This window comes from Cyanobium sp. PCC 7001 (assembly GCF_000155635.1).
Taxonomy (GTDB): Bacteria; Cyanobacteriota; Cyanobacteriia; order PCC-6307; family Cyanobiaceae; genus NIES-981.
In genome coordinates, this window is sequence record NZ_DS990556.1 from 1,755,176 (window position 1) to 1,780,353 (window position 25,178).

General features: G+C 69.2%; 25 protein-coding genes. 6 read left to right on the plus strand and 19 right to left on the minus strand.

The window, feature by feature from the left end:
- Positions 1-10: 10 nt before the first annotated feature.
- Together CPCC7001_RS08735 and CPCC7001_RS08740 are read right to left on the minus strand one after the other, a co-directional pair.
- Positions 11-1,261 carry a DegT/DnrJ/EryC1/StrS aminotransferase family protein gene (locus CPCC7001_RS08735; RefSeq protein ID WP_006909515.1) on the minus strand — a complete coding sequence of 417 codons (1,251 nt, stop codon included), beginning with the start codon at positions 1,259-1,261 and terminating at the stop codon, positions 11-13.
- A gap of 33 nt (positions 1,262-1,294) precedes the next feature.
- Positions 1,295-1,921 (minus strand): thioredoxin family protein, encoded by a 627-nt coding sequence (locus CPCC7001_RS08740; protein ID WP_050757218.1) that lies wholly within the window; start codon positions 1,919-1,921, stop codon positions 1,295-1,297.
- Between the two features lie 18 nt (positions 1,922-1,939).
- Here CPCC7001_RS08740 and CPCC7001_RS08745 point away from each other — a divergent pair, with 18 nt between their 5' ends.
- On the plus strand, positions 1,940-2,497 hold the full coding sequence (locus tag CPCC7001_RS08745; RefSeq protein ID WP_006911107.1) for a hypothetical protein: 558 nt from the start codon (positions 1,940-1,942) through the stop codon (positions 2,495-2,497).
- Between the two features lie 31 nt (positions 2,498-2,528).
- Here the strand turns inward: CPCC7001_RS08745 and CPCC7001_RS16020 are convergent, their stop codons facing one another.
- Positions 2,529-3,851: an FAD-binding domain-containing protein gene (locus CPCC7001_RS16020; protein ID WP_006910119.1), complete on the minus strand. Its 1,323-nt coding sequence runs from the start codon at positions 3,849-3,851 to the stop codon at positions 2,529-2,531.
- Complete coding sequence (locus CPCC7001_RS14075; protein ID WP_006911448.1) at positions 3,848-4,609, minus strand: 4'-phosphopantetheinyl transferase superfamily protein; 762 nt, start codon at positions 4,607-4,609, stop codon at positions 3,848-3,850. The genes CPCC7001_RS16020 and CPCC7001_RS14075 overlap by 4 nt, the downstream gene beginning before the upstream one ends.
- Positions 4,610-4,648: 39 nt before the next feature.
- Here CPCC7001_RS14075 and fabI point away from each other — a divergent pair, with 39 nt between their 5' ends.
- Positions 4,649-5,431 (plus strand): enoyl-ACP reductase FabI, encoded by a 783-nt coding sequence (gene fabI, locus CPCC7001_RS08760; protein WP_043368838.1) that lies wholly within the window; start codon positions 4,649-4,651, stop codon positions 5,429-5,431.
- Here the strand turns inward: fabI and CPCC7001_RS08765 are convergent, their stop codons facing one another.
- A complete protein-coding gene (locus CPCC7001_RS08765) occupies positions 5,432-6,814 on the minus strand; it encodes a glycoside hydrolase family 1 protein (RefSeq protein ID WP_006911033.1) in 1,383 nt (460 codons plus the stop codon).
- A 75-nt stretch (positions 6,815-6,889) separates the two neighbouring features.
- Between CPCC7001_RS08765 and hisB the strand changes: the two genes are divergently transcribed.
- Positions 6,890-7,519: an imidazoleglycerol-phosphate dehydratase HisB gene (gene hisB, locus CPCC7001_RS08770; RefSeq protein WP_006911431.1), complete on the plus strand. Its 630-nt coding sequence runs from the start codon at positions 6,890-6,892 to the stop codon at positions 7,517-7,519.
- A gap of 15 nt (positions 7,520-7,534) precedes the next feature.
- Here the strand turns inward: hisB and CPCC7001_RS08775 are convergent, their stop codons facing one another.
- The 12 genes from CPCC7001_RS08775 to CPCC7001_RS08830 form a co-directional block, all read right to left on the minus strand.
- Complete coding sequence (locus tag CPCC7001_RS08775; RefSeq protein ID WP_006909129.1) at positions 7,535-8,365, minus strand: LpxI family protein; 831 nt, start codon at positions 8,363-8,365, stop codon at positions 7,535-7,537.
- A gap of 91 nt (positions 8,366-8,456) precedes the next feature.
- Entirely contained in the window at positions 8,457-9,722 is a 1,266-nt protein-coding gene (gene hisS / locus CPCC7001_RS08780; RefSeq protein ID WP_006910465.1) for a histidine--tRNA ligase, read from the minus strand.
- A gap of 47 nt (positions 9,723-9,769) precedes the next feature.
- Positions 9,770-10,804: an NAD-dependent epimerase gene (locus CPCC7001_RS08785; RefSeq protein ID WP_043368841.1), complete on the minus strand. Its 1,035-nt coding sequence runs from the start codon at positions 10,802-10,804 to the stop codon at positions 9,770-9,772.
- Positions 10,801-11,748, minus strand: coding sequence for a UDP-glucuronic acid decarboxylase family protein (locus tag CPCC7001_RS08790; protein WP_006910239.1), 948 nt, complete (start codon positions 11,746-11,748; stop codon positions 10,801-10,803). Before CPCC7001_RS08790 ends, CPCC7001_RS08785 begins: the two co-directional genes overlap by 4 nt.
- Before the next feature lie 4 nt (positions 11,749-11,752).
- Positions 11,753-13,132 carry a nucleotide sugar dehydrogenase gene (locus CPCC7001_RS08795; RefSeq protein WP_043368843.1) on the minus strand — a complete coding sequence of 460 codons (1,380 nt, stop codon included), beginning with the start codon at positions 13,130-13,132 and terminating at the stop codon, positions 11,753-11,755.
- 77 nt (positions 13,133-13,209) lie between these two features.
- Positions 13,210-14,157, minus strand: a complete 948-nt coding sequence (locus CPCC7001_RS08800) for a DUF4115 domain-containing protein (RefSeq protein ID WP_006909493.1) — start codon at positions 14,155-14,157, stop codon at positions 13,210-13,212.
- 95 nt (positions 14,158-14,252) lie between these two features.
- Positions 14,253-16,403 (minus strand): type II secretion system protein GspD, encoded by a 2,151-nt coding sequence (locus CPCC7001_RS15805; RefSeq protein WP_225867210.1) that lies wholly within the window; start codon positions 16,401-16,403, stop codon positions 14,253-14,255.
- A 539-nt stretch (positions 16,404-16,942) separates the two neighbouring features.
- Positions 16,943-17,710: a hypothetical protein gene (locus CPCC7001_RS08810; protein WP_006910364.1), complete on the minus strand. Its 768-nt coding sequence runs from the start codon at positions 17,708-17,710 to the stop codon at positions 16,943-16,945.
- Complete coding sequence (locus tag CPCC7001_RS08815; RefSeq protein ID WP_043368845.1) at positions 17,707-18,408, minus strand: PilN domain-containing protein; 702 nt, start codon at positions 18,406-18,408, stop codon at positions 17,707-17,709. Before CPCC7001_RS08815 ends, CPCC7001_RS08810 begins: the two co-directional genes overlap by 4 nt.
- Positions 18,405-19,223, minus strand: coding sequence for a hypothetical protein (locus tag CPCC7001_RS08820; RefSeq protein ID WP_043368846.1), 819 nt, complete (start codon positions 19,221-19,223; stop codon positions 18,405-18,407). The genes CPCC7001_RS08815 and CPCC7001_RS08820 overlap by 4 nt, the downstream gene beginning before the upstream one ends.
- A 126-nt stretch (positions 19,224-19,349) precedes the next feature.
- A complete protein-coding gene (locus tag CPCC7001_RS08825) occupies positions 19,350-20,555 on the minus strand; it encodes a quinone-dependent dihydroorotate dehydrogenase (RefSeq protein ID WP_043368848.1) in 1,206 nt (401 codons plus the stop codon).
- 9 nt (positions 20,556-20,564) lie between these two features.
- Positions 20,565-21,365, minus strand: coding sequence for a ribonuclease H (locus CPCC7001_RS08830; protein WP_006910763.1), 801 nt, complete (start codon positions 21,363-21,365; stop codon positions 20,565-20,567).
- Between the two features lie 88 nt (positions 21,366-21,453).
- Between CPCC7001_RS08830 and CPCC7001_RS08835 the strand changes: the two genes are divergently transcribed.
- Entirely contained in the window at positions 21,454-22,257 is an 804-nt protein-coding gene (locus tag CPCC7001_RS08835; RefSeq protein ID WP_006911274.1) for a DUF3747 domain-containing protein, read from the plus strand.
- 295 nt (positions 22,258-22,552) lie between these two features.
- On the opposite strand, the gene rplL is transcribed toward CPCC7001_RS08835, so the two are convergent.
- Positions 22,553-22,936 (minus strand): 50S ribosomal protein L7/L12, encoded by a 384-nt coding sequence (gene rplL, locus CPCC7001_RS08840; RefSeq protein ID WP_006910959.1) that lies wholly within the window; start codon positions 22,934-22,936, stop codon positions 22,553-22,555.
- A gap of 80 nt (positions 22,937-23,016) precedes the next feature.
- Positions 23,017-23,550, minus strand: a complete 534-nt coding sequence (rplJ, locus tag CPCC7001_RS08845; RefSeq protein ID WP_006909818.1) for a 50S ribosomal protein L10 — start codon at positions 23,548-23,550, stop codon at positions 23,017-23,019.
- Between the two features lie 359 nt (positions 23,551-23,909).
- Between rplJ and CPCC7001_RS08850 the strand changes: the two genes are divergently transcribed.
- On the plus strand, positions 23,910-24,110 hold the full coding sequence (locus tag CPCC7001_RS08850) for a hypothetical protein (protein WP_006910953.1): 201 nt from the start codon (positions 23,910-23,912) through the stop codon (positions 24,108-24,110).
- A gap of 22 nt (positions 24,111-24,132) precedes the next feature.
- Positions 24,133-25,161, plus strand: coding sequence for an HEXXH motif-containing putative peptide modification protein (locus CPCC7001_RS08855; RefSeq protein WP_043368853.1), 1,029 nt, complete (start codon positions 24,133-24,135; stop codon positions 25,159-25,161).
- The last annotated feature ends 17 nt before the right edge of the window (positions 25,162-25,178 follow it).

The window sequence follows — 25,178 nt, forward strand, 5'->3', positions numbered from 1 at the left end:
AGACCGGCCCTCAGGCCGCGCAGCTGCTGCGCTCGGCCGGGCTGGGGGCTGTCGCGGCCACAGGCGGGGCCAGCACCTGGGCCAGCACCTCCACCACCCGCTCCTGCTGCACCACGGCCAGTTCCGGGAAGATCGGCAGGCTCAGCACCTCGGTGCACAGCCGCTCGGTGATCGGCAGGCTGCCCGGGCCATAGCCCAGTTCGGCGTAGGCCGGCTGGCGGTGGATCGGGATCGGGTAGTAGATGATCGTGTTCACCCCGGCCTGCTGCAACTGCTGCTTGAGCCAGTCGCGGCAGCAGGCCTCCGGCAGGCCATGGCTGGCGCTGTCGGCGGAGGGGGCGCAGGGCACGCCGCCGGCCGCACCGCAGGCCGGCAGGCCCAGCGGACAGGCGGGCACCCGCACCACGAACTGGTTCCAGCTGTGGCCCTCCGGGCCCTCGGCCGGCAGCACCACGCCGGGCAGTCCGGCCAGCTGGCCGTGGTAGCGGGCGGCAATCGCCCGGCGGGCCTCCAGCCAGCGGGGCAGATGGGGCAGCTTCACGCCCAGCACCGCCGCCTGCAGGGCATCGAGGCGGCTGTTGTAGCCGAGCTCGGTGTGCAGATAGCGGCGCGGCATGCCGTGCACCGCCAGTTCCCGCACCCGCTGGGCCAGGGCCGGATCGTGGCAGGTCACGGCGCCGCCATCGCCGGCGGCACCGAGGTTCTTGGTGGGGAAGAAGCTGAAGCAGCCCGCATCGCCCCAGCTGCCCACGGGCTTGCCCGCCCAGGAGGCACCGGTGGCCTGGGCGCAGTCTTCCACCACCTGCAGGCCGTGGCGCTCGGCGATGGCGCACACCCGCTCCATGTCCACCGGCCGGCCGAACAGGTGCACCGGCAGCAGCACCCGCGTGGCCGGCGTGATCGCCGCCTCCAGTTGCTCCAGATCGATCAGGTAGGTGGCCGGGTCCACATCCACGAACACCGGTGTGGCGCCCACGCTGCTGATCGCCTCGGCGGTGGCGAAGAAGCTGAAGGAGGTGGTGATCACCTCATCGCCCGCACCCACCCCCAGGGCGCGCAGGGCCAGGATGAGGGCATCGGTGCCGCTGTTGCACCCCACGGCGTGGGGCACCTCGCAGGCCTCGGCGAAGGCCGCCTCGAAGCCCGCGATGGCGGGGCCGCCGATGTACTGGCCGCTGCGCAGGACCTCGAGCACAGCGGCTTCGAGCGACCCACCCAGCTCCTGGATCTGCTCGCCGAGGCTGAAGGGGGGCACATTCATGCAGCAGACCTTAAGTGCCCCGCAAGCCCCGGATCACCGCCCCCATTCCGGTTCTGCACCTGGATGCCACTTGATGTTGCAGCCGATCGCCGGCTGCTGGTCTGGATCGGGCTGGCGGCCATCGGCCAGGGCCACCAGGGCGGCCCGAAGATCGCGGCCATCCAGGGGCACCCCATTGCCAGGACGGCTGCCATCGAACTGGCCGCGGTACGCCAGCTGCAGCTCGCCCTGCCGCGAGGGGCTGAACAGGTAGGGATCGGGAGTGCAGGCGGCCCGGAAGGCGCGGGCAATCTGCTGGTCAGCGTCGAAGAGATAGGGGAAACGCCAGCCATGGCGCTCCGCCTGGGCCCGCAGACCCTCGGGCCCGTCCTGCGGGTGGGTCTGCACGCTGTTGCTGGAGATCGCCAGGATCTGCAGCCGCGGTCGCGCGCCGGGGCCGCTGAAGTCGCTCTGGAGCCGGCTGATCTCCGGCTCCACGTGCTTCACGAAGGGGCAGTGGGCGCACAGAAACAGCACCAGCAACGGCTCGCTGCCCAGGGCGTCGAGCCGGAGGGGGTCACCGCTCACCTGCCGGACGGAGCCGCTGGCCAGCTGGGCGCTGATCACTCCGAACGGCAGCGGCGTGCCGAGGGGCAGCATGGTGGACGGCGTCAGCGCCATGGGCTGCACTCCTCATCAATGCCAAGCCCCACGCTACGGATCTCCCGCCGCCGGGCGCTGCTGCCGGCGGCGCTGCTGCTCACCGCGCTGGCTCCCCTCAGCGGCTGCATGCCGGCCCATCGCCAGGCGAGCTGGGCGATCTACCCACTGCAGCGCCGCGTGCCCCACGACGGCCTGGCGGTGGTGAGCCAGCCCGACGGCTACGGCCTGCACATCTGGGTGGACACCGACACCCGCCAGAGCGGCGTGTGCCAGCCGCGCTGGACCCCCGATGCCGCCCGCCTGTTCAACGGCAACGGCACGGCCCCCTTCAGTTCCGGCCTGGTGCCGCGGGAGGAGTTCTTCCAGGTGGTGGCCCGCCAGGATGTGCGCCGGGCCCTGAAGGAGCAGAGCGAAGCCCTCTGCCTGGCCCGTGATCCCCGCCGCAGCTTCCGCTGGCTGGAGCCGCCCCTGAGCCAGGCCCAGGTGAAGGAGGAGAAGTTCCCGCTGCTGGAGGAGCCCGATCTGCTCAGCGAGCCGGCCGAGGTGCGCAAACGGGAGGAGGCCCTGCTCAACGGCGCCGGCCCCGAGGAGTGAGGGCCGCTGGCGGAGGCGGCCTTGGCGGGTCTCAGCTGAACTGGCGCCACACCAGCGGTTCGGCCCGGCGCCAGTAGCGGGAGAAGCGGCGCAGATCGGGCGGGGTCTCCAGGCTCACGAACGGCTCCGGCTCCAGCACCTGCACCGGCAGCCGGGGCTCCAGGCGCTCCCGGATGCGGGCAAAACGGGGATCCACCGCCGCCGAGGTCACCACCCCGTCGGCCCCGTGCTCCGCCGCGAAGGCGAGCAGCTGCTCGGCCCCATCGCCCCGCCGCACGGTGACAGGCAATTCCTGCAGGCACTCCTGCAGAAACAGCAGCCGCTTGCGGCTCAGGCCGGCGGAGGTGATGAGGGCGTCGTCGAACACGAACAGGGCCGGTGCCGAGGGCCAGGAGCGCAGGGCGGGGTTGGCGGGGCCCAGGGCCTCCCCGTGCACCCACACGATCGGCCGCCGGAACGCCGCGGCGGGCGATGGCGGCGCGGGGGCCAGCGCCGCAGTGGCGGCAGCGCCAAAAGGGGCGGCTTCCGGAGAGGCGGGCGCCGGCTCGGGCCGGAACAGCCGCTGCTGCAGGCTCTCGTAGCTGGCCTGGAACGGGCAGCCGCCAGCGGCCAGGGGGCAGGTGCGGCAGTGGCGATCGCCGGCGTAACGCTCCAGGTTGGCCCGGCTGAAGATGTAGGGCTTGCTGCTGAAGCTGCTGGCCACCCACTGCCAGCTGAGGTTGTTGCTGGCCGGGTCGCCGTCGAGCAGGTGCTGCAGGAACCAGCGGGCCCCGGCCTGCCAGCGCACCCGCCGCCAGTGCACCACGTAGCTGGCCAGCCACATCCGGGCATGGTTGTGCAGCCAGCCGCTGGTGCGGAGCTCGGCGGCGAAGGCATCGATGCAGGCCAGGCCCGTGCGGGCCTCAGTGATGTCGGGCGGCAGCTCGGCGGCATAGGCCTCGGCGGGATGGCCGGTGCGGAGCGGCTCCAGGTCGTGCCAGATGCCGTCGCCCAGCAGCCGCCAGAGCCGCTGCCAGTAGTCACGCCAGCCCAGCTCGTTGATCAGCTTGCCGGCCAGCTGCTGCGCCTCGGCCCGCCGCCCGGGCTCGCCGTAGCCCCGCTGCCTCAGCCAGCCGAACACCGCATCGCGAACCTCGGCCAGGCTGAGCACCCCATGGCGGATGTAGGGCGAAAGGCCGGTCACGGCCCCATCGAGGTGGTTGCGGCTGCAGCCGTAGGCGATCGGATCGATGGCGGCGAGGCGCTGCCGGGCCGCCGCCACGCCTCCTTGGATCGGGCTCGGGTCTCCTTCGGCCTGGGGGAACCAGGCGGCGAGGGTGGCCTGCAGGGCCTGGCGCTGCTGGGTGGACGTCATGGCCAGCCCAGCAAGCTCACCGCGCCGCAGTACCCCGGAGGCAGCGCCAGGCACCACAGCCGCTGCTCCACCAGCTGCTCCACCAACGGCTCCAGGCGCTCGAGGCCCTGTTCCCCAGGCGCTCGTGCGCCGGCCTGGGCGCCCACGGAGGCGAAGCCGGTGCCGCGGGCCTTGAGCGAGGCCTCCAGCAGGCACCACTGCTGCAGAAAGGCCTCGCGGCGTTGAAGAGCAGGGAGCTGCTCCAGCCACTCCACCGTGGCCGGTGGGAGCACGCGGCGGGCGATCGGCCGCCAGGCCAGCTGGGGGCGGCTCTGCTCCACGTCCACCCCCACGGGGCTGGCGGCATGGAACGCCAGCACCACGAGATCGCCGGAATGGGCCACGTTGAACGCCGGACCCGCCGGCCCGTGCTCCACGCTCAGCTCTGGCTTGCCGTGCAGCCCGGCGTTCAGGACCAGGCGGCGGGGATCCCGCTCCAGCCAGCTGCCCAGCATCTGCCGCAGGACCGCGCGTCCCAGCAGAAACCGCTCCCGGTCGTCGTGCTGGCGGAAGGCCTCGTGGCGGGCCCGCTCCTGCGGCGGCAGCAGGTCGAGCAGGTCGGGCAGAGCCGCGCGCACCGGCGGCTGGCGGCGGTCGATCAGCCAGAGGCTGGGAAGCGGCCCCTGATCGGGGCGAGGGGCACGCAGCCCTGGATGCCAGGTCCTGGGCTCCAGGTCAGCCGCTGCGGGAGAATCGCTCGAACGCCACGGTTCCCGCATCGGTCTCTCCGCTGCAGCCGGCACTCGCTCCTCCCCCTCATGCTCCTCGATCTTCGCGGCAAGAAGGCCCTCGTCACCGGCATCGCCAACAACCGCTCGATCGCCTGGGGCATCGCCCAGCAGCTGGCGGCGGCCGGCTGCGAGCTGGGCGTCACCTTCCTGCCGGATGAGAAGGGACGCTTCGAGGCCAAGGTGCGGGAACTCACCGCGCCCCTGAACCCCACCCTGTTCGAGCCCCTCAACGTGCAGGACCCGGCCCAGATCGCGGCGGTGTTCCAACGGGTTCAGGAGCAGTGGGGCAGCCTGGATGTGCTGGTGCACTGCCTGGCCTTTGCGGGCAAGGAGGAGCTGGTGGGCGACTACTCCGCCATCACCCCCGAGGGCTTCGCCCGCGCCCTGGAGGTGAGCGCCTACTCCCTGGCCCCCCTCTGCCGCCACGCCAAACCGCTGTTCAGCGAGGGGGCGAGCGTGATCACCCTCAGCTACCTGGGCGCCGAGCGGGCCATCCCCAACTACAACGTGATGGGTGTGGCCAAGGCGGCCCTGGAGGCCTCGGTGCGCTACCTGGCGGCCGAGCTGGGCCCCGAGAAGCAGGTGCGGGTGAACGCCATCAGCGCCGGCCCGATCCGCACCCTGGCCAGCTCCGCCATCGGCGGCATTCTCGAGATGATCCACAACGTGGAGGAGAAGGCGCCCCTGCGCCGCACCGTGACCCAGGACGAGGTGGGCAGCACCGCCGCCTTCCTGGCCAGCCCGCTGGCCTCGGGCATCACCGGCCAGGTGCTCTACGTGGATGCCGGCTACTGCATCACCGGGATGTGATCACCGGGATGTGAGGCCCGCCGGCCGAGCGGCCGCGTCGCGCAGCAGCGCAGCGAGGCGCCGGAACTCGGCCACGCCGGGCGTGGCGATGCGGCGCTGGCTTGGGAAATCCACCCGGTAGAGGCCGAACCGCAGCGTGTAGCCGTCCGTCCACTCGAAGTTGTCCAGCAGCGACCAGTGGAAGTAGCCCTGCACGGGAATGCCCTCGGCGACGGCCCGGGCCAGCCCATGGGCATGGACCCGCAGGTAGGTGGGCCGCAGCTGGCCGCTGGCATCGGCGACGCCGTTCTCGGTGACGATCAACGGCAGGCGATAGCGCCGCCAGGCCTGGCGCAGCAGCTGCAGCAGGCCAGCCGGATGCATTTCCACGCCGGCGTCGCTGCGCAGGCCAGGCCCCTGGTGCAGCGAGGCCCAGCCGGGTGAGCGGGGATCGAACGCCACCAGGTTGCGCCGGTAATAGTTGATGCCCACGAAATCGGCGGAGCCCAGCAGCTCCGCCATGGGCTCCTCCAATCGGGGGAAGCCGGGCAACCGCAGCCGGATCACCCCGTCGCGGACGGCGTCGTAGAAGGGCCAGTTGAAGCCGCGGCGCACCTGGGCGGCCGCCAGGTGATCGGGAGGCCACCAGCTCCGCAGCGGTTCGGCCAGCACCAGATGCACGGCAGCACCGATGCGGGCGTCGGGGCGGTGCCGCCGCACGGCCGCGGCGGCCAGGGCATGGCCCTTGAGCAGTCCGGCAAAGGCGCGGGCGGCCAGCTCCGGATCCCGCCGGCAGGGGGGCCACTGGCCGGTGACGTAGCCGAAGACCATCTGCACATTCGGCTCGTTCACGGTGCACCACAGCCGCACCCGCCCCGCCAGACGCCGCGCCGCCTCGTTGGCAAAGCGCTCCAGTCGCCGGGGGAACTCCGGGGCCGCGATGCCGCCGCGGTCGGCCAGCCAGAGCGGCAGGGTGAAGTGGAGCAGCGTCAGCATCGGCGCGATGCCGGCCTGTTCGAGCAAGGCCAGCTCCAGCTCGGCATGCTCCCAGGCGGCGGCGTCCCAGCGGCCGGGCTCCGGCTCGAGCCGGCTCCACTCCAGCGACAGCCGGTGGGCGTTGGCGCCCAGATCGCGGATCAGGGCGGTGTCGTCCTCCAACCGGTTCCAGTGATCGGCCGCCGGCCCGCTCACCGCACCCTCGGCGATCACCCCGGGCTGGGCCTCGAAGCGGGACCAGTCGTTGCCGACCGTGTGACCGTCCACCTGGTGCGCGGAGGTGGCAACGCCCCACAGGAAGTCCGCGGGCATGGGACCCACGAAGGGATTCTCCGGAACATCCGCGAAGCCCTCGACGTCCGTGAAGCCCGGCGCGGCGGTGTCGGGAGGTTCAGCGGGTGTGGCCATCCCCCAAACTGGCCGGAGCACGGGAATTGGGCAAGGATCAGGGCGCCCTGGGACGGGCTCGGCCATGATCAGCACATGAACAACGGCAGTTCCGCCAGCCAGGCCCGCAGCGGATCGGTGCATCGCGTCACCGGTGAAACCGATGTGCGCGTGCAGCTCAACCTCGACGGCACGGGCCAGTGCAAGGCCGGCACCGGCGTGCCGTTCCTCGACCACATGCTTCACCAGATCGCCAGCCACGGCCTGCTGGACCTGGAGATCAGCGCCGTGGGCGACACCCACATCGACGATCACCACACCAACGAGGATGTGGGCATCGCCTTCGGCCAGGCCCTGGCCCAGGCCCTGGGTGAGCGGCGCGGCATCCACCGCTTCGGCCACTTCGTGGCCCCCCTCGATGAGGCGCTGGTGCAGGTGGCGCTCGATTGCAGCGGCCGGCCCCACCTCAGCTTCGGCCTGCGGATCCCGGCCCAGAAGATCGGCAGCTACGACACCGAGCTGGTGAAGGAGTTCTTCGTGGCGGTGGTGAACAATTCCGGCCTCACCCTCCACATCCGCCAGCTCGAGGGGGCCAATTCCCACCACATCGTGGAGGCCTGCTTCAAGGCCTTCGCCCGGGCCCTGCGCCTGGCCACCGAGATCGATCCGCGCCGCGCCGGCGCCGTGCCCAGCAGCAAGGGGGTGCTGGAGCAAGCCGGCGCCTGAGGGCGTCCCTGCTGCTCAGCGGATCGGCTGCCGCGCCCAGAGGAACAGGCCCAGCCGCTCGGCATCGGCCATGGTGCGCTCGGCATCGAGCAGCAGGGCGCCGCGGGCCTCCCAGGCGATGCCGCTCAGGCCCGCTGCCGCGGCCTTGGCCACCGTGGTGGGACCGATGGCCGGAAGGTCCATGCGGCGATCCTGCTGCAGCTTCGGCGCCTTGTAGAGCACGCCGGAACGAGGGGCCTCGGGGCCCAGGGCCCGGCTGCTGGCCACCCAGTCGAGCATGGCATCGGTGCCGGGCAGCGCCTCGGTGGCGAGGCACAGGCCGCCGGCCACCACCGCCCCCTGCCCCACATCCACCATCGAGATGGCTTCCACGATGTGGGCCGCCCGCTCCACATCGGCGCGGTCGGCCTCACTCGGCAGGCGGCTGGCGTAGAGGCCGGGTTCAGGCAGCAGGTTCGGGGCCACCTCCTCCACACCCACCACCTCCAGGCCCAGTTCCTCGATGATCTCGGCCAGGGCCCGCAGGGAGGCGTCATCACCCTTGCGCAGGGAGGCGAGGATGCGCGGGGCGGCCATCAGGGTGCTCCCCTCGAAGCGCATGATGTTGAGGGCGCGGGGGCGGTGGAACTTGCCCACCATCACCACCTGCCGGATGCCCCGCTGCTCGAGGGACCGGAAAAAGGAGATCGAGCGCTCGAAGTAGAACTCCTCGGCGTCGTCGATCTCCACCTCCAGCCCATGGGGACGGCAGACGAGATGCGGACGCCCCGATGCCGTGAGTGCCTGTGAAAGCATCCTGGGCAACACGCCGGCACCGGCAATGATCGCGAGGGTCGGGTCACCCATCTAGGCCGGCTGTCACATCCCAGTCATGGTTTGCGCAGTCAACTGCCCGCAGGCCGGGGCTGACCGCCTGGAGTGGACACGTCCTCGGTCGTCATCGGCCCTCCCGCAAGGCCGCCAGGAGCTGCTCCGGACTGAGGCGCCGGTCCGCTCCGTCCCCGCGCAGCTCCCGCAGGATCACCACCCCGGCGGCCGCCTCCTCGTCGCCGATCACGGCCGCGTGGGGCGCCCCCGAGCGGTCGGCCCGCCTGAACTGCTTGCTGAAGGCCGCGCCGCTGGGATCGATCTCCACCACCAGCCCCGCCTGGCGGCAGAGCCGGGCCAGGGGCAGGGCCAGGGCTTCGGCCTGCACGCCGCGGCTCACCACGTAGAGATCCGGGGGCGCCACGGAGGCCGAGGCAGCCTCGGCCGAGCGCTGCAGCAGCAGCACCAGCCGCTCCATCCCCATCGCCCAGCCGATCGCCGGCGTGGGAGCGCCGCCCAGCTGCTGCACCAGGCCGTCGTAACGGCCGCCGCCGCACACCGTGGCCTGGGCACCGAGCTGGGAGCTGGTGATCTCGAAGGCGGTGTGGCTGTAGTAATCGAGGCCGCGCACCAGGCGCGGATTGAGCGTGAAGGGGATGCCGAGCGCTTCGAGCCCCTGGCGCACTTGGGAGAAGCGCTCATGGCTCTCGCCGCTGAGGGCGTCGGCAAGGCTGGGGGCCCCCTCCAGCAGCTCCTGGGTGGCCGGGTGCTTGGAATCGAGCACCCGCAGGGGATTGGTGCTGATCCGCTGCTGGGAGTCGGCATCGAGCTGATCGCGGTGGGCCTCCAGCCAGGCCACCAGCTCAGCGCGATAACGGGCCCGGTCGTCCGGGCTGCCGAGGGTGTTGAGCTCCAGCGCCAGGCCGCCCACGCCCAAGTCGGCCAGCAGGTCCCAGGCGATGGCGATCGCCTCCACGTCGCTGCGGGGATCGGCGAAACCCAGCAGCTCCAGGCCGATCTGGTGGAACTGCCGCTGCCGGCCCGCCTGGGGCCGCTCGTAGCGGAACATCGGCCCGCCATACCAGAGCCGCTGCGGCCCCTGGCTCAGCAGGCCGTGCTGGATGGCGGCCCGCACCACCGAGGCCGTGCCCTCGGGCCGCAGGGTGCAGCTGCGCTCACCGCGATCGAGGAAGGTGTACATCTCCTTGCCCACCACGTCGGTGGCCTCACCGATGCCGCGGGCGAACAGCTCGGTGACCTCCAGCAGCGGCGTGCGGATCTCCCGGATCGCCGCCCGGCGGAAATGGGCCGCCGCCGTGGCCTCCACGTGCTGCCACAGGGGGGTGTGCTCCGGCAGCAGGTCGACCATGCCACGCAGGCTCTGGAGCGGTTGCACGGATCAGCGCCACACAGGGCTTCCCAGTGTGCCGGGCGAAGCAGGGATCAGACCGCGCCGTTGGAGGCCCAGTCGCTCAGGTACCAGTGCGCGAACCGCTCCACGCCCTGCTCCAGCGGCGTGAACGGCCGGAATCCCACCCAGGCCTCCAGCAAAGAGGTGTCGGCGGCGGTGGCCTCCACATCCCCGGGCTGCATGGGAAGCAACACCTTGATGGCCGGCCGGCCGAGGGCCTGCTCCAGCAGGGCGATGAAGCAGAGCAGCTCCACCGGCTGGCTGTTGCCGATGTTGAAGACGCGGTGCGGCGCCCAGCTGGTGGCCGGGTCCGGGTGCATGGCCTCGAAGCCGGGGTCGGGAGTGGCCGGCTTGTCCAGGCAGCGGATCACCCCCTCCACCACGTCGTCGATGTAGGTGAAATCGCGGCGCATGCGGCCGTGGTTGAACACCTGGATCGGTTCGCCGGCCAGGATCGCGCGGGCGAACAGCATCGGCGCCATGTCGGGGCGGCCCCAGGGGCCATACACGGTGAAGAAGCGCAGCCCGGTGGCCGGCAGCCCGTAGAGATGGCTGTAGCTGTGGGCCATCAGCTCGTTGGCCTTCTTGGTGGCGGCGTAGAGGCTCACCGGATGGTTCACCGCCTGGGCCTCGCTGAACGGCAGGTTGGTGTTCCCGCCGTACACCGAGCTGCTGGAGGCATACACCAGATGCTCCACGCCATGGTGCCGGCAGGCTTCGAGCACATGGCCGAAACCGAGCAGGTTGCTGCTCAGGTAGGCCGCAGGGTTCTCGATCGAGTGGCGCACCCCGGCCTGGGCGGCCAAGTGCACCACGCGGTTGGGGCGTTCGGCCTGGAAGAGGGCCTCGATCGCCGCGGCATCCTCCAGCGCCTGGGGAACGAAGCCCCACTGCTGCGGGGCGGCGAGGGTCGCGAGCCGGGCAAGGCGAGCCCGCTTGAGGGCCGGGTCGTAGTAGGCGTTGAGGTTGTCGAAGCCCAGCACCCGTTCGCCTCGGGCCAGCAGGCGTTCGCAGACGGCCGCCCCGATGAAGCCCGCGGCCCCCGTCACCAGCACGGGCGGGCTCAAGGACCCGGGCTCCCGGTTCGAAACCAGGCGATGGTGGCATCGAGGCCCTGCTCCAGCGGAATGGTGGGGTCCCAGCCCAGCTCCCGGCGGGCCAGGGCGATCTCCGGTTGACGCTGAAGCGGATCGTCCTGGGGCAGGGGTTGCAGCACCAGGGGCAGCGCCGGGTTGATCCGCTCACGCACGAGCTCGGCCAACTGGCGGATGGTGAATTCCCCCGGGTTGCCGAGGTTCATCGGGCCTGGATGGCGGCCGTTCATCAGACGGATCAGCCCCTCCACCAGATCCTCCACATAACAAAAGGAGCGCGTCTGGGAGCCATCGCCGTAGAGGGTGAGGGGCTCACCCCGCAGGGCCTGCACGATGAAGTTGCTCACCACCCGGCCGTCGTCGGGCAGCATGCGCGGCCCGTAGGTGTTGAAGATGCGCGCCACCCGCACCTCGGTGCCGTGCATGCGCCGGTAGTCGAAGCAGAGGGTCTCGGCGATGCGCTTGCCCTCGTCGTAACAGCTGCGCGGACCGATGGTGTTCACGGAGCCGCGGTACTCCTCCGGCTGGGGATGCACCTCCGGATCGCCGTACACCTCACTGGTGCTGGCGAGCAGCAGCCTGGCACCCACGCGCCGGGCCAGGCCGAGCATGTTGTAGGTGCCGAGAAAGCTGGTCTTGGCGGTCTTGATCGGGTTGTGCTGGTAGTGCACCGGCGAGGCGGGACAGGCCAGATGCCAGATGCGGTCCACCTCGAGCTGGACCGGCTCGGTCACGTCGTGGCGGATCAGCTCGAAACGGGGATGACCGATCCAGCGGGCGATGTTGCTCTTGCGACCGGTGAAGTAGTTGTCGAGGCAGAGCACCTCCTCACCGGCCTCCATCAGGCGGTCCACCAGATGGGAGCCGAGGAAACCGGCTCCCCCGGTGACCAGATTGCGAAGCAGGGAGGCCGGCAACGCCCTAGCCCTGCCCCACGCGCCAGACGCTGAGCCCGGCCGCCCGTGCCGCGGCCTCATCGGCGCTGCCACGGGCGTCGAACAGCCAGGCCGGCTGACGCATCACCGCCACCACAGCCGACCAGTCGATCGCGCCGAACTGCTCCCACTCCGTCACCAGCACCAGAGCATCGGCCCCCTGCGCGGCCTGCTCCACCGAGGGCGCGAGCTGCCAGCTGCCCTCCCCCTGGCCGGCCGGCTGGCCCAGATCGCGCTGAATCTGCTGCTCACGCACCTTGGGGTCCACGATCTGGAGCAGGGCCCCTTCTTCCAGCAGATCGCGGCAGATGCGGATCGCGGGCGACTCGCGCGTGTCGTTGGTGTCGGCCTTGAAGGCGAAGCCCAGGATGGCGAGCCGCTTCCCGGTCACCGTGCCGAACAGCCGGGTCACCACCAGGCGAGCGATCCGATGCTGCTGCCAGGTGTTGAGCGCCACCACCTGCTCCCAGTAGGCCGCCACCTCCTCGAGGCCGTAGTGGCGGCAGAGGTACACCAGGTTGAGGATGTCCTTCTGGAAGCAACTGCCTCCGAAGCCCGGTCCGGCCTTGAGGAACTTCGACCCGATGCGGCTGTCGGCCCCGATGGCGCGGGCCACCTCCTGCACATCGGCCCCTGTGACCTCACAGAAGGCGGCGATGCCGTTGATCGAACTGATCCGCTGCGCCAGAAAGGCATTGGCGGTGAGCTTGCTGAGCTCACTGCTCCAGAGGTTGGTGCGCAGGATCCGGTCCTGCGGCACCCAGTGGGCGTAGATGGCGGCGAGCACATCGATGGCGTCGGGATCATCGCCACCGATGAGCACCCGGTCGGGATCCTCGAGGTCGCGGATGGCCGTGCCCTCCGCCAGGAATTCGGGATTGGAGAGCACCGAAAAGGTCTTGCCGGCCACCCCGGAGCCAAGAATCGCCTTCACCGCTTCGGCGGTGCGCACGGGCAGGGTGCTCTTCTCCACCACGATCGTGTGACCGCTGGCGGCCTTGGCCACGGTGCGGGCGCTGGCCTCCACCCACTTGAGATCGCTGGCCTGGCCGGCACCGAGCCCCCGGGTCTTGGTGGGGGTGTTCACCGAGAGGAACACCATGTCGGCAGCGGCGATCGCGTCCTCCACGGCCGTGGAGAAGACCAGGTTGCGGCCGCGGCAACGGCCCACCACCGCATCGAGGCCGGGTTCGTAGACCGGCAGACGGCCCAGGTCGGGATCATTCCAGGCCGCGATCCGCTCCGCGTTCAGATCCACCACGGTCACCGCGATGTCGGGACAGCGATCGGCGATGACCGCCATGGTGGGCCCTCCCACATAGCCCGCGCCGATGCAGCAGATGCGACGCGGAAGGGGTGGGGCCACGCTGGCTGGAGATCAGCTGGCCGTGACGGTAGGACAGCTCCCCGACGCCGCCCCGCCAGTCCTCTCGGGGTGCCGCTTCAGGGCTGGGGCGGCGTTCCCGGAGTAGGGGTTCCAGGCGAAGGCAGCATCGGCGACGAAGGAGCCGGTGATGGGGGCACTCCAGGTTCCAGCTCGGGCATGAACGTCCTCCAGCCCAGGACATGAATCGGGTTGAGCACCTCGTAGGGCCCGTCATCGATGGCCACGTCCAGCAGGTCGGGGCGGCCGGCCCGGACCTTCAGGCCCTCTTGCAGGGGAATACGTTGCTGCTCGCCCTTCTTCAGGGTGTCGAAGTAAACCACCTCTCCCTCCAGGGTCTGGACCTCGAGCCAGGCCGTTCCCCTGGACCGCAGCGTGAGGTCCTGATCCTGGCGACGTGGTGGTGCCGGTTGTTGGGTCGCGGGAGTCACCGTCCGCGGCGCTGTCCCCGTGGTGGGCGCAGCACCCTGACGCCGCAGACCCTCCACCCCGATCACCAGGGCAGCCACCCCGAAGGCGGAAACGACAGCCACCAGCGGCAGGCGCAGCCGGGGAGACACCGACGACCGCAGGGCGCGGCTGCGCTGAAGGGCACCATCACGCACGCGGTGCCAGCTGCGGCCCATCCCACGCTGCCAGCGCCGCAGCCTCAGGGAGGCCGGCCGACGCGATCGCGGCTCCTCCGCTGGGGGCAGTCCTCCCTCCACCGGCTCCAGCACAACCGGTGGCAGGGCCGGACGATCTGGGGGCGCCGAGGGCAGCGCCCCGTCCAACTGGCTCTGCAACGCACGGCGCTCATCGAGCAGGCGTTTGATGTCCTGGGCCAGACCCTGCACCTGATGGCGAAACTTCGCTTCGTAGATGGCTGGGAGTTCGTCGATCAGGGCCTGGTACTCGGCCAGCTCGGTGCGGGCCAGATCGAGTTCCCGCTCCAGCGTCTCGATCGACTCCGCCTCGGAGGGGCCTGGCTCCTCAGGGCGTGAGTTCGGCGTTGGCGCTTGCTCCATGGCAGGGGGGCGCAGGACGGCACCAGCAGAACAACAGACAGTGGCGAGCAGTGGCGAGACCGGAGGGTCTCGACCCTGAAGGCGGGGGCTACAGGCTAGAAGCTGCTGGTGCCCAGGAAATCGCGCACCTGGCGGGTACCGGGCTGATAGCCGTAGCCGAAGGCGCCGCCCTGCTCATCATTGATGATGCGCGGTGTCACCATGATCACGAGTTCGCGCTTCTCCTTCTGATTGGAGGTGCTGCGGAAGAACTGACCGATCAGGGGGATATCGCCGAGGATCGGCCACTTGCTCACCACCGAGCGATCGAAGTCGGAAATCACACCCGTGAGGATCAGCGTCTGGCCATCCCGCACGCGCACGGCGCCGGTGTCGAGGCGACGGACGCTGAGAATGTTCAGGTTGGAGCCACAACCTTCTGGCGCCTGCTCCTGGCCGGTGATGGCGGAGACACTTGGAGAGAGCGCGAACGTGACAAAGCCGTTGTCGTCAATCTTCTCGATCCGGGCGCCGAGCACCAGGCCGGCCGTGGACACTTCGGGATCGCAGACGATGTTTCCACCGCCCTCAGGCGTGGTGACCTGATAGTTCGTCACCACGTTGGTGCCGACCCGAACAACACCCTCGTTGGCACGGCGCCGACCGATGGGGGAATCCGGGCTGTATTCATCCAGTCCGCCAGGGGAGTCCGTGCTGCCGGTGATTCCAGCGCCACGCAATTCAGCGGCATTCTCCTGGAGGATGAGGGTGGGGCTGGCCAACAACTTGGTCGAGCCAGACGTGATCTGGGCACGAACGAAGTCGTAGAACGTGTCTTCGGCGTAATTGTTGCCTGGATTGCCTGGCGTGCTTGCCACATCAAGACGGTTGGAGAAACCACCGTTGTTGCTTGATCTTGTCCTTGAAACCGTACCATTTCGCCCAAGGATTCGTTGAACCGTGCGCTCAACTCGATTGAGGTTGTTCTGTGAGGGAGTCAGAACGAAGCTTTCTGCGCCAGTCGTCGGATCTGTGATCCGCTCAAGGGTACTGCCCGTTTCATTTTCAATCCGGCTGAGAATATTCCGGTTGAGAGATCGATTCCGAGTTGCAGTAATCGAAAGCGAACGGGCAAACCCACTGTTATTTCCGCCGGCGGTCAGTCGCTGATTGGGAGGGCCATTTTCAGTGGTGAATTGACCATCGCTGAACTCGATGCTATCCGGCTGATTACGTCGGAAGGCATCGGCCTGAGGCGGCAGATTTCTCCCAAATGCTCCAAGCAGAGCGCCATTGTCATTCACAATGAAGTTATTGCCGAAGCGGAACGCGAACGAGTTGTCGATCGCGGCATCGTTCTCGAGGCTCACATCCAGGAGCTTCACGTTGAGCGCCACCTGGCGCTGCCGCAGGTCCAGTTGCCGGAGGTATTGCTCGGCGATGGTCACAATGGCCGGATCACCCACCATGGTGATGGTGCCCAAGCGGGTGTCGGTGGTGGCACGCAGGCCGATCAGGGGACCGGTGGACGCCCCGTAGGCCTCCACGGTGGTGACGCTGCTGGCCTGGGTGGTCTGGGCATTGGGGGCCGAGGAGATGGCTTCTCCCTGGGACACGCCCTGGGTCACCGAGGTGGTGATGGTGTTGGTCTTGGTGACGGAAGCACCGAGGTTGGCCAGATAGTCAGCCGCCGCATTCGGCCCCACCTGGTTGAGGCGATAGACCTTGGACACCTGGGCCCCGAAGCTCTTGGAGAGGGCATTGGGGCCGGCGAAGATCATGTTGCCCTCCAGCTTGCCCTGCAGACCGGCCGCCAGCAGGGTGGTGTTGAGGGCTCGGGAGTAGGACTCTCCCCGGAAGGAGATCGAGAGGGGCCGGGTTCCAGGATTCGTGGCAGCGGCGTTCTGTGCCGCGCCGGCCAGGGGCTCATCCACATAGGCGAAGCCGTAACCGCCGAGCTGGGCAAGGGCCATCAGGGCATCACGGGCCGGCGCATTCTTGAGCGTCATCGTGACCGAAGGACCGGACACGTTCACATAGCCGGGATTCCGCAGCGTCATCGTGCCCACGGCCATGTCCCCCAGCGGCGGGGCCACAGCCCTGGGCTGAAGCGGCGGGGCATAGCTGGGCAGCGGCACCGCACCAGGCTGGGTGAGATTCACCCGGTTCACCTGCAGCGAAGCCTGGGGAACCGGTGAGGGGAAGGCGATGATCAGGTTCTGACCATCGGCGCTCACCACGGGCCGGCTCAGCGTCACGCCGGGCATGGGGGTGACGCCGATCGAGAAGCTGCTGCCACCGCCATCGAAGCTGATGGTCTGCAGTCCCACCTCCGGGAGGGAAAGCCTCTGGGGGCCGAGCTTGAGAGCCGAAGGGGTAGCCGTGAACAACTGCCCCTGCCATCCAGCGGCATCACTGGATTGCTGCAACTGGGGAGAGATGCCGGTGCCCTCGATCAGCAGCTCCACGGAATCGGGAAGCCGCCTCACCTTCAGCTGCACCGCTCCGGTGATCTCCGGCTGCGCGCCTGCTGAGGGTGCCGTGGCCGCAGGCACCCTGGGCGCCGCGTTGCCGACGGGTGCCAACCAAGCGATGGCAAGGCATCCGGTAACCCAGCCTGAAAGCAGCAGGCGAGAACTCATGAGCTTGGCCAACGTGCCCGACACCAGTTGTGGGCGGATCTTACCGACCAAAATTTGACGCCACTACCACCGCGCTGGCAGCTGCTGCACTGCCACGACCAACACTGCTGCTGCAAGCCAGGCCATGGCGGGCGATTGTCACCACCAGAACGGCAGCGACCTGCTCAGGGCTGGGCCGGAGGCGGGGCTGCGGGAGCTCCTTCAGCCGGAGCAGCGGGAGGCTTCGCTGGCGGCGGTGGCTTCAACCCACCTTCGGGAGCCTTGTAATAGGTCAGCAGCAGCTTGAGTTCAGGGATCGTGGCCTTGGCAGCTGCAGCACCCCCCGTCTGGGGGGCGCCGGGTTTCTCCACCAGGGCCATGGTGAACTGGCTGGGCACCGCCAGCAGACTGAGTTTCTCCACCGCGCGGAGGAACGTGAGCAGGCTTGGGGTGTTGCCCCGGGCGGTGACCAGAACACGCTCGGAGCTGAGGCCCGCTTCCTCCAGGGGTGGCTTGGGAGGTGGTGGTGCCGCTGCAGCTCCCGGCTGCTGGGCCGGCTGTGCCTCGGCCGCGGCGGGCTGGGCTGGCACGGGCTCGTACAGCTCCAGCTGCACCGCCGCCCGGGTGGCCTCCCGGTCGATCTGGGAGAGGAAGGTGAGGAACTCTCCACTGCCCTCGATCAGGTTGAGGATGCGCCGTTGCTGCCGCTCCGCTTTCTCCTGGTTCTGGGCCGTCTGATCGATCTGGCCCCGGAGCAGAGGAATCCGCTGCTGGAGTGCCAGCAGTTCATCGAGGCGTTCGGAATCGGTGCGAAGCCGCAGCCATTGGGGCACGACAAGAGCTCCGATCACCAGCGCGGCCAGAAGGCCGCCGGCGGCGATGGGCAGCCCGAGAAGCAGGCGCTGACGCAGCTGCAGCTGCTGCGGACTGACGGAGGCCTGAAGATTGGTCATGGCAGCAGTCCTTCCTTCTGAAGCAGGGCAAGGCGGCGGGCGAGGCCCTCGGCACCGAGCTGCTCAAGGATCAGCTTCTCGGAGGCCGGCGGCAATCCCTCCCGGAAGGAGAAGCGCAACTCGAAGGCCACGGCAGGGGCGAGAAGGTTGCTGTTGGCATTGCTGCGGTCACGGGAGGCCTTCAGGAGCGTGACGCCCTTGGCGGAATCCACCAGAGGAGATCGCTTCAGATCGAGCTGGAGCGCGTTGATCCGCACGAAGGCCTGGGGATCGTTGGCCACTCCTTTGAGCACCATGTCCTGCTCCTGCTGCTGGGCATCGGTGAGCTGCACCCCCTCAGGCACCCGCAGCTGCAGGTCGCGCATCAAGGCCGAGGAGGAGCGGGTGCCGATCAGTCCTTGCACCAGCTTGCGGTTGGCATCCTGCACCTGCTTGAGCTTGGCGTTGCTGGCGATCAGCCTGCTCTGCAGTTGCTGCTCCTCGGCCTCCACCGTGGCCAGCCGGTCCAGTTCACCCCGCACATACAGCCCCCTCAGGAAGAGGAGGGCACTGATGCCGAGGGTCAGGCCGAGGATGCCGGAACCGATGGCGACCCCCTTGAGCAGGGTCTGACGGGTGGTTTGCTGCGCCTCTGCGGGTTCGGGCAGGCCCAGAGATTCGCGCTTGTCGCGAAGAAGATCGAATGGTGTTGTGATCATCGGGCTCTGTCCAGCTCAGCCAGACCCTTCAGGCCAAGCGTACCGAAGCCGGCCAGTTCGATCTGCTGGAACTCCAGTCCCATCGCCTGCTCCACAGCCTCGAGGCCCTCGAGCGGCTGGGTCACCAGCAGACGCGAACGGGTACAACCGAACTGGGCCTCGCAGAACGCAAGCGCCCGTTTCAACTCGGGAATCAGCTCCTGGGAGGACAGGGGGAGCGTGCGTTCGAACTCCGGGGCACCTGCCACCCACACATCGAGGTGACAGTGGCTGCTGGTGGGTTGCAGCACTCCCACCATGGTGCCAGGAGTCGTCGTATCGATCTGGTCCCGCAGGGCCAGGATCTGGCACGCCTGGGCCGGAAGCAGGTGGCGGAACCTGCCGCCGGCGATCGCGAACAGGTCGATCCAGGCCTCCACCGTGCTGGTGGGCGCGGCCACCAGCAGCGAACGGGCCGTTCTGCCGGGCAGGGGCTGAAGATCGATGGCCGCGGAGCGCAGGGCGAAGGGAAGCCGCAGATCAGGATTCAGCTCCCGCAGGGCGGCGACCGGCTCCTCGGGGCAGACACCACCCGGCCAGGTGATCACCCGCCAGGCACTGGCCTGGCGCGGGAGCGCCACCACCAGATTGGCCATCACCGTGGCGTGCTCCAGCAGCAGGTCACCCACGAAATCACCGAGCGCGTCAGGGGCGATGGGCACCCCGTCCCGAAGGGTGCGGGCCGGAACGGGCGCTTGCCAGGTGGGCGGATCGGCATTGCCCGTCTTCATGGTCTGCCCCACCAGCAACTGGGGGTCGGAGAAATCGAGCAGCACCGTGCGCGGAAAAATGTCCGCCCTCAGGGGGCGTAACCGTTCCCTGATCCCCGCGAGTACCAAGGGTGTCCACGTCGATTGCGGCAAAGCTACCGAACTTTCGGAAACCGGCCACCACGAAAGGCATCACCGCCATGGAAGGCCCGTGCCCACGGCCTGACCGATGTGCGCGAGTCGATGGCGATCGAGCTGCCGGCTGAGCCCCTCCAGGATGGCCGGCACCAGAGCCGGGCCGGCGTAGATCCAGCCGGTGTAGAGCTGCACCAGCGAGGCTCCGGCGGCGATCCGCTCCCAGGCGGCCTCGGCGGAATCGATCCCCCCCACCCCGATCAGCGGCAGGGCCGGGCCCGCCGTGGCCCGCAGTCGGCGCAACACTTCCAGCGCCCTGGCCCGCAAGGGTGCGCCGCTCAACCCACCGGGCTCCTCCGCCAGGGTGCGTCCCGTCTGCACCAGGCGCCGTTGTTCCAGACCGAGGCGGTCCAGGCTGGTGTTCACGGCGATGACCCCGGCCAGGCCCTCCTCGTAGGCCATGCGGGCGATGGCGTCGATGGCGTCGTCCTCCAGGTCCGGCGCGATCTTCACCAGCAGCGGCGGGCAGGCCGGCAACCGCCGCAGACGCTCCACCAACCGGCGCAGCAGCACCTCATCCTGCAGATCCCGCAGCCCGGGGGTGTTGGGAGAACTCACGTTGATCACGGCGTAGTCCGCCAGGGGAGCCAGCAGCTCCAGCGAGGCCGCGTAGTCGTCGGGAGCCTGCTCCAGGGCCGTGACCTTCGACTTGCCGAGGTTGATGCCGAGCACGGCCGGCCGCTGGCCCGGCGGGGGCAACCGCTGGCGCTCCAGGGTGCGGCGGGCGGCCTGGGCCCCCTGGTTGTTGAAGCCCATCCGGTTGAGCGCGGCCCGCTCCTGGGCCAGCCGGAACAGGCGGGGGCGGGGATTGCCGGGTTGGGAGTGCCAGGTGATGGTGCCGAGCTCCGCAAAGCCGAAGCCGAAGCGATCCCAGATGGCCGCCGCCACGCCGTCCTTGTCGAAGCCGGCCGCCAGGCCCACCGGGTTGCTGAAGCGGCAGCCGAACAGGCTCTGCTCCAGCCGCGGATCGGGACGGCGCAGCTCGCCCCCGAGGCCCTCGAGCACCCCACTCACCACGGGCCAGCGACGGCGCAGGGAGGCCTGGGCGAGGGCCGCCAGGGTGAGGCGGCTCAGCTGCTCCGCGTCGGCACCCGCATCCTGGGAGAGCAACGGGCCGACGAAGCGCTGATACAGCGCGCCGGTGGTGCTGGCTGCTGCCCCTGCCTGTCCCACCGTCGCACCGCCCTGTGCGCCCTCCCCCATCTGTGCTGTTCAGCGGCCATCTCCCAATCCTGCCGTCCCGCGCCGCAACCGCCAGCGGCCGTCCCCGATCGGCTCCACCCGCCAGTCGCGCCACGTCCAGGGCCTGGTGCGGCGCTCCAGGTTGCGCAGGGGCTGCTCCACCAACTGGGCCAGTTCCACCAGGGTGAGGCCGTAGGCCTGCTCAGCCACCCGATCGGCCCATTCGAGCCGGCTCAGCAGCTGCTGCAACGCCGCCGGAGCCGGATCCTCACCAGACGCATCACCCAGTGCAGTCGGCTCGCGCCCGGGCCGGGGCTCCACCGCCTCTGGGGCCATGGCGGGAACGTCGGCCTCCAGCCGCGCCATCCCGAGCACCTCACCCTCCTGCAAGGGAGGAATGCGTCCGCGGGAGAAGGCCACGGCGATGGTGTCGCAGCGCTCGTTGTCGGGATCGCCGCTGTGCCCCCTCACGTGGCGCAGCGGCACGTCAGCCAGCCGGGCCCGATCCAGCTTCTCCCAGAGATCGCGGTTCAGCACGGCGCCGCCGGACGCCGTGCGCCATCCCTTCCGTTTCCACCCCTGGATCCACTTGCCCAGGCCATCGATCAGATAACGGCTGTCGGTGCGGATGGCCAGGTCGGGGTGACGGGGCAGATCGCGCAGGGCCTCCAGCAGCGCCAGGGCGGCGGTGAGCTCCATGCGGTTGTTGGTGGTGTCCGCTTCGGCACCCCCCATTTCGTGAACCGACCCATCCTCGAAACGCAGCAGAGCCCCCCAGCCCCCCGGCCCCGGATTGCCGCTGCAGGCCCCATCACAGGCCGCCGCCACCACTCTCACCGGCCGACTCGCCACTGGACACTCCTGAAATCTTCGCTAGAGAGACTCTCTAATCTGTGCTGCCCTCCGGGCAGAAAGGGCCATGGCCAGCACACCAACCCCACCCCTCCTGCCGTCATCCTCCCGCCTGCGGTCCCTGCGTCTGCCGCTGGCCCTCGGCGCCACGGCCCTGGGCACGGGCGCCGCTGCCCTGCTGGGCAGTGCCCCGTCCGAGCGCGCCCAGGCGGCCAATCTGTTCGGCAGCCAGCCGATCGCCGCAGGCCAGGCCATCGCCCTGGCCCAGCCTCTGGCAGGAGGCCGCTGGAACCTGATCGTGCTGGAACAGCTCCAGCCCGAGCCTCCGTGCTGGCGTGAATTCCCCGATGGGTCAGTGGTGTCCTACGACGGCGACGTGGCTGAGGGGGTCTGCGGCCGCTACCTCTCAAGCAGCGCCTACTCCCTGCGGGTCAACGACAGCGACCTCAGCAGCCCCTGGCGGCTGAGGGTCGAGAGCACCAACGGGGAGCTGCGGCTGATGGCCAGCAATCCCCAGCACACCACCCTGATTCCCGTGGCCACGGGCCGGGCTGCCGCCAACGGCCTGTCCGCCCTGCAGCTGGCCCCGGGCTGGAGTTTCCAGCGCCGCACCTACGGCAGCGAAACCCTGCGGCACCTCTACATGGCCCATGCCGAGCCCCTGCCGGTGCTGATCGCCCGGGCCCGGGGCGGCGGCGAGCTGGCGTCCCTGCCGGCGGTGACCCCACCCCCCTCGGTGGCCTCCGCCAGCCGGCTGGAGCGCACCAGCCGCCTCGGCCGACTGGATTCGCGGGTGTCGCGCACCACCAGCCGCCCCACCTCCCGCCCCACCGGCGTGGTGGCCCTGGAGGTGGTGCCGTACGGCAGCTAGCCGGAAACCCGGGGGCACGGGACAGCTGGACAACCGTCACGCCCGCACCCCTTTCCCGGAGAGCCCCCCTTAAGTTCATGGGGTGTGAGGAGTGCGGAACGTCTCTTCAGGGTCGAAACGAGGACAGACTCCCGAAGATCGTTCCAACGTCCTGCCCCGCCTTCGGCGGGGCTTTTTTCTTGGCTGCCTACCGGCACTGGCGTCACTGACGATCAGCCGACACAACAAAGCCGGCCCCAAGGGGCCGGCTTTGTGCTCGGAAGCGGGGGGCCGGACATGCCGGCCCCGGCTGCGATCACTTGATCGAAACCTTGCCGCCGGCTTCCTCGATGGCCTTCTTGAGGGCCTCGGCATCGGCCTTGGCGATACCCTCCTTCACCGCCTTGGGAGCGGCTTCCACCAGTGACTTCGCGTCACCCAGGCCCAGGCCGGTGGCTTCGCGCACGGCCTTCAGCACCTTGATCTTGGCCGCGGCATCGAAGGATTCGAGAATCACATCGAATTCGGTCTTCTCTTCGGCAGCCTCAGCGGCAGCTGCCGGAGCAGCGGCCATCACGACACCGGCAGAAGCGGCGGCGGACACGCCGAAGGCCTCTTCAATCTGCTTGACGAGCTCGGAAGCTTCCAGCAGGGAGAGGGATTTGAGTTGTTCGAGAATCTGGTCGGTCGTAGCAGACATGGTTGGGAATCAGCAACAGATCTGTGGGAAACAGTCGGATCGGTTGAGCTCAACAGCGGCGAGCGGGATGAAGCCTGGCCTCAGGAGGCCTGGCCTTCCCCACCGGCGTGCTGCTGGAGGGCCCGAGCGAGACCGGAAGGAACCTCGTTGATGCCCACGGCCAGCTTGGTGGCCACGGCATTGATCGCACCGGCGATCTGGGCCATGAGCACCTCCTTGGAGGGCAGATCCCCGATGGCCTTGATCTCGGTCTGGGAGAGGAGCTTGCCTTCGAAAAGGCCGCCCTTGGTCTCAGACTTCTTCGTGTCCTTCTGGAAGGACTGCACGGCCTTCACCGCACCACCAACGTCGCCCTTGACGAGCACGAAGGCATTGGTGCCGGTGAGCAGGGATTCGAGTTCCGACCAGGCGCTGTTGCCATCAATGGCCCGGCGCATGAGGGTGTTTTTGGTCACCTTGCACACGCCGTTGCTGGCCTGCAGACGGGTCCGCAGATCAGACATTTCCTTGATGGAGAGGCCCTTGAAATCGAGGACCAGCGCCATTTCGGCCTCGCCGAGGAGCCCCTTGAGCTCTTCGACGATCTGTTGCTTGTTCTCCAGCGTGCGGCCCATAGGAAAGGATCGGATCGGGGGAACAAGCCGGGTACGCGGCCCGGGACGCCGGCAAGGTGATCCAGGGGAGGATCGCCTCAGGCCAGCTCGAGGCCGCTGCATGCTCCTGACCGATCAGACCGTCGGCGGCTGCACACCGCTGAAGACCTGGGGCCGAAACCTGTCGCGTTCACCTCGGCAGGGCTTACGGATGGGAATGCCGCCGGGGTACCGGAGGATTCCAGGCCAACCTGCTGTCTGGGGTTGGGCGCGTGCCCATCTGGCCAATAGAGGCCAGCAAATCACCTTACCACCACAGCTGTTCTTTGCTTTTCAGAAATCCAGGCTTGAATGGGCTTCGTCTTCGCAGCAAAAGCACCATGGACAACCTGTTCGGTTTCAAGCTGATGGTTCGCCAGCCCCACGACGCCGCGGCCATGCAGGGCGCAGCCGAGTCGGTTGGCCTGCGCTCCGCGGTCAGCGCCAAGTTCGGCACCGAGCCCCAAACGACCGCCTGCACCATGAGCTCTTCGGTTTCCGCCAAGGTGGGCGGTGAGCCCACGGGCGCCCAACGTCGCTGACGAACCTCCGGGATCCGTGCCGGTGACGTCGCACCCAAACCTGGCCGACGACGCCGTCCTGACAGCCTGTGTCGAGCACAATGCTCGCAAGGGGGAGCACGATCTGCTCGACTCGTTCCAGCAGTTGAGCAACGCTGCTCCCCAGCTGAACCTCGGCCCACTCGTGCTGGCCCTGCGACAGCGGCTGCAGGCAGCCCACAGCCCCCTCTCCCCGTGGGTGTATCTGGGCTACTACCTCCTCGGCCGGCAGATCCTCACCGGCCAGGGTGACCTTCTTCCCAGGTTCCACGACCTCCTCCTCGCTGAGATCGAGCGCCCCCAGCCGGTGGGCCAGATCGTGGAGTTCTGGAACCCGGCCCGGGCGGACCCGGCCCTCTGGCAGGCTGCCCTCGACCTCTTTCAGGAAGGCGGCGACTTCTCTGGCGGCATGGAGCCACCTTCCGCCGAGGTGGGGGATCAGTACCGGACGGTGATTCCCGAAGCCCGCGGTCTGATCCGGACCCTCGATCCCCCCCTGGCAGACCTGATGGACCGGCTTCAGCCGCTGCTGGTGCTCTGCGCGCCAGGCTCCAACGCCCGGTTCAGCGGAGAGGGCTTCGGCAATGCCACCTGCTTCTTCTTCCGCGGCGCCAGCCTCTTCAACGCCTCACGGCCCACGAATCCCATCCAGATGACGGAACGCCTGGTGCATGAGTATGCCCATGCGGAGCTGTTCGTGCTGGCCCAGGACGGTCCGCTCTGTCTGAATGGTGATGACGAGCGGCACAGCGTGAGGATCCGGCCGGACCCACGACCGATGAACGGCATTCTTCACGCTCTGCATGTGGTGTCCAGGGTGTGCCCCGTGCTGCAACGGGCGCTGAGCCGCGGCATCCCCCCGAGCGATGCGTTCGAAGAGCTCACCGCTTCCTGCAGGCTGCTCATCGCCCAACAGCAGGAGTACGGAGCCTCCTCGCTCGCCGTGATCCGGAGCCATGCCCAGCTCACAACCCTGGGGGAGGCGGTGGTGGAGGCGGCAGCGGCCCGGCTGGCCAGCGGCGTGCCGGCCTGAACTCCGGCACAGCAGCC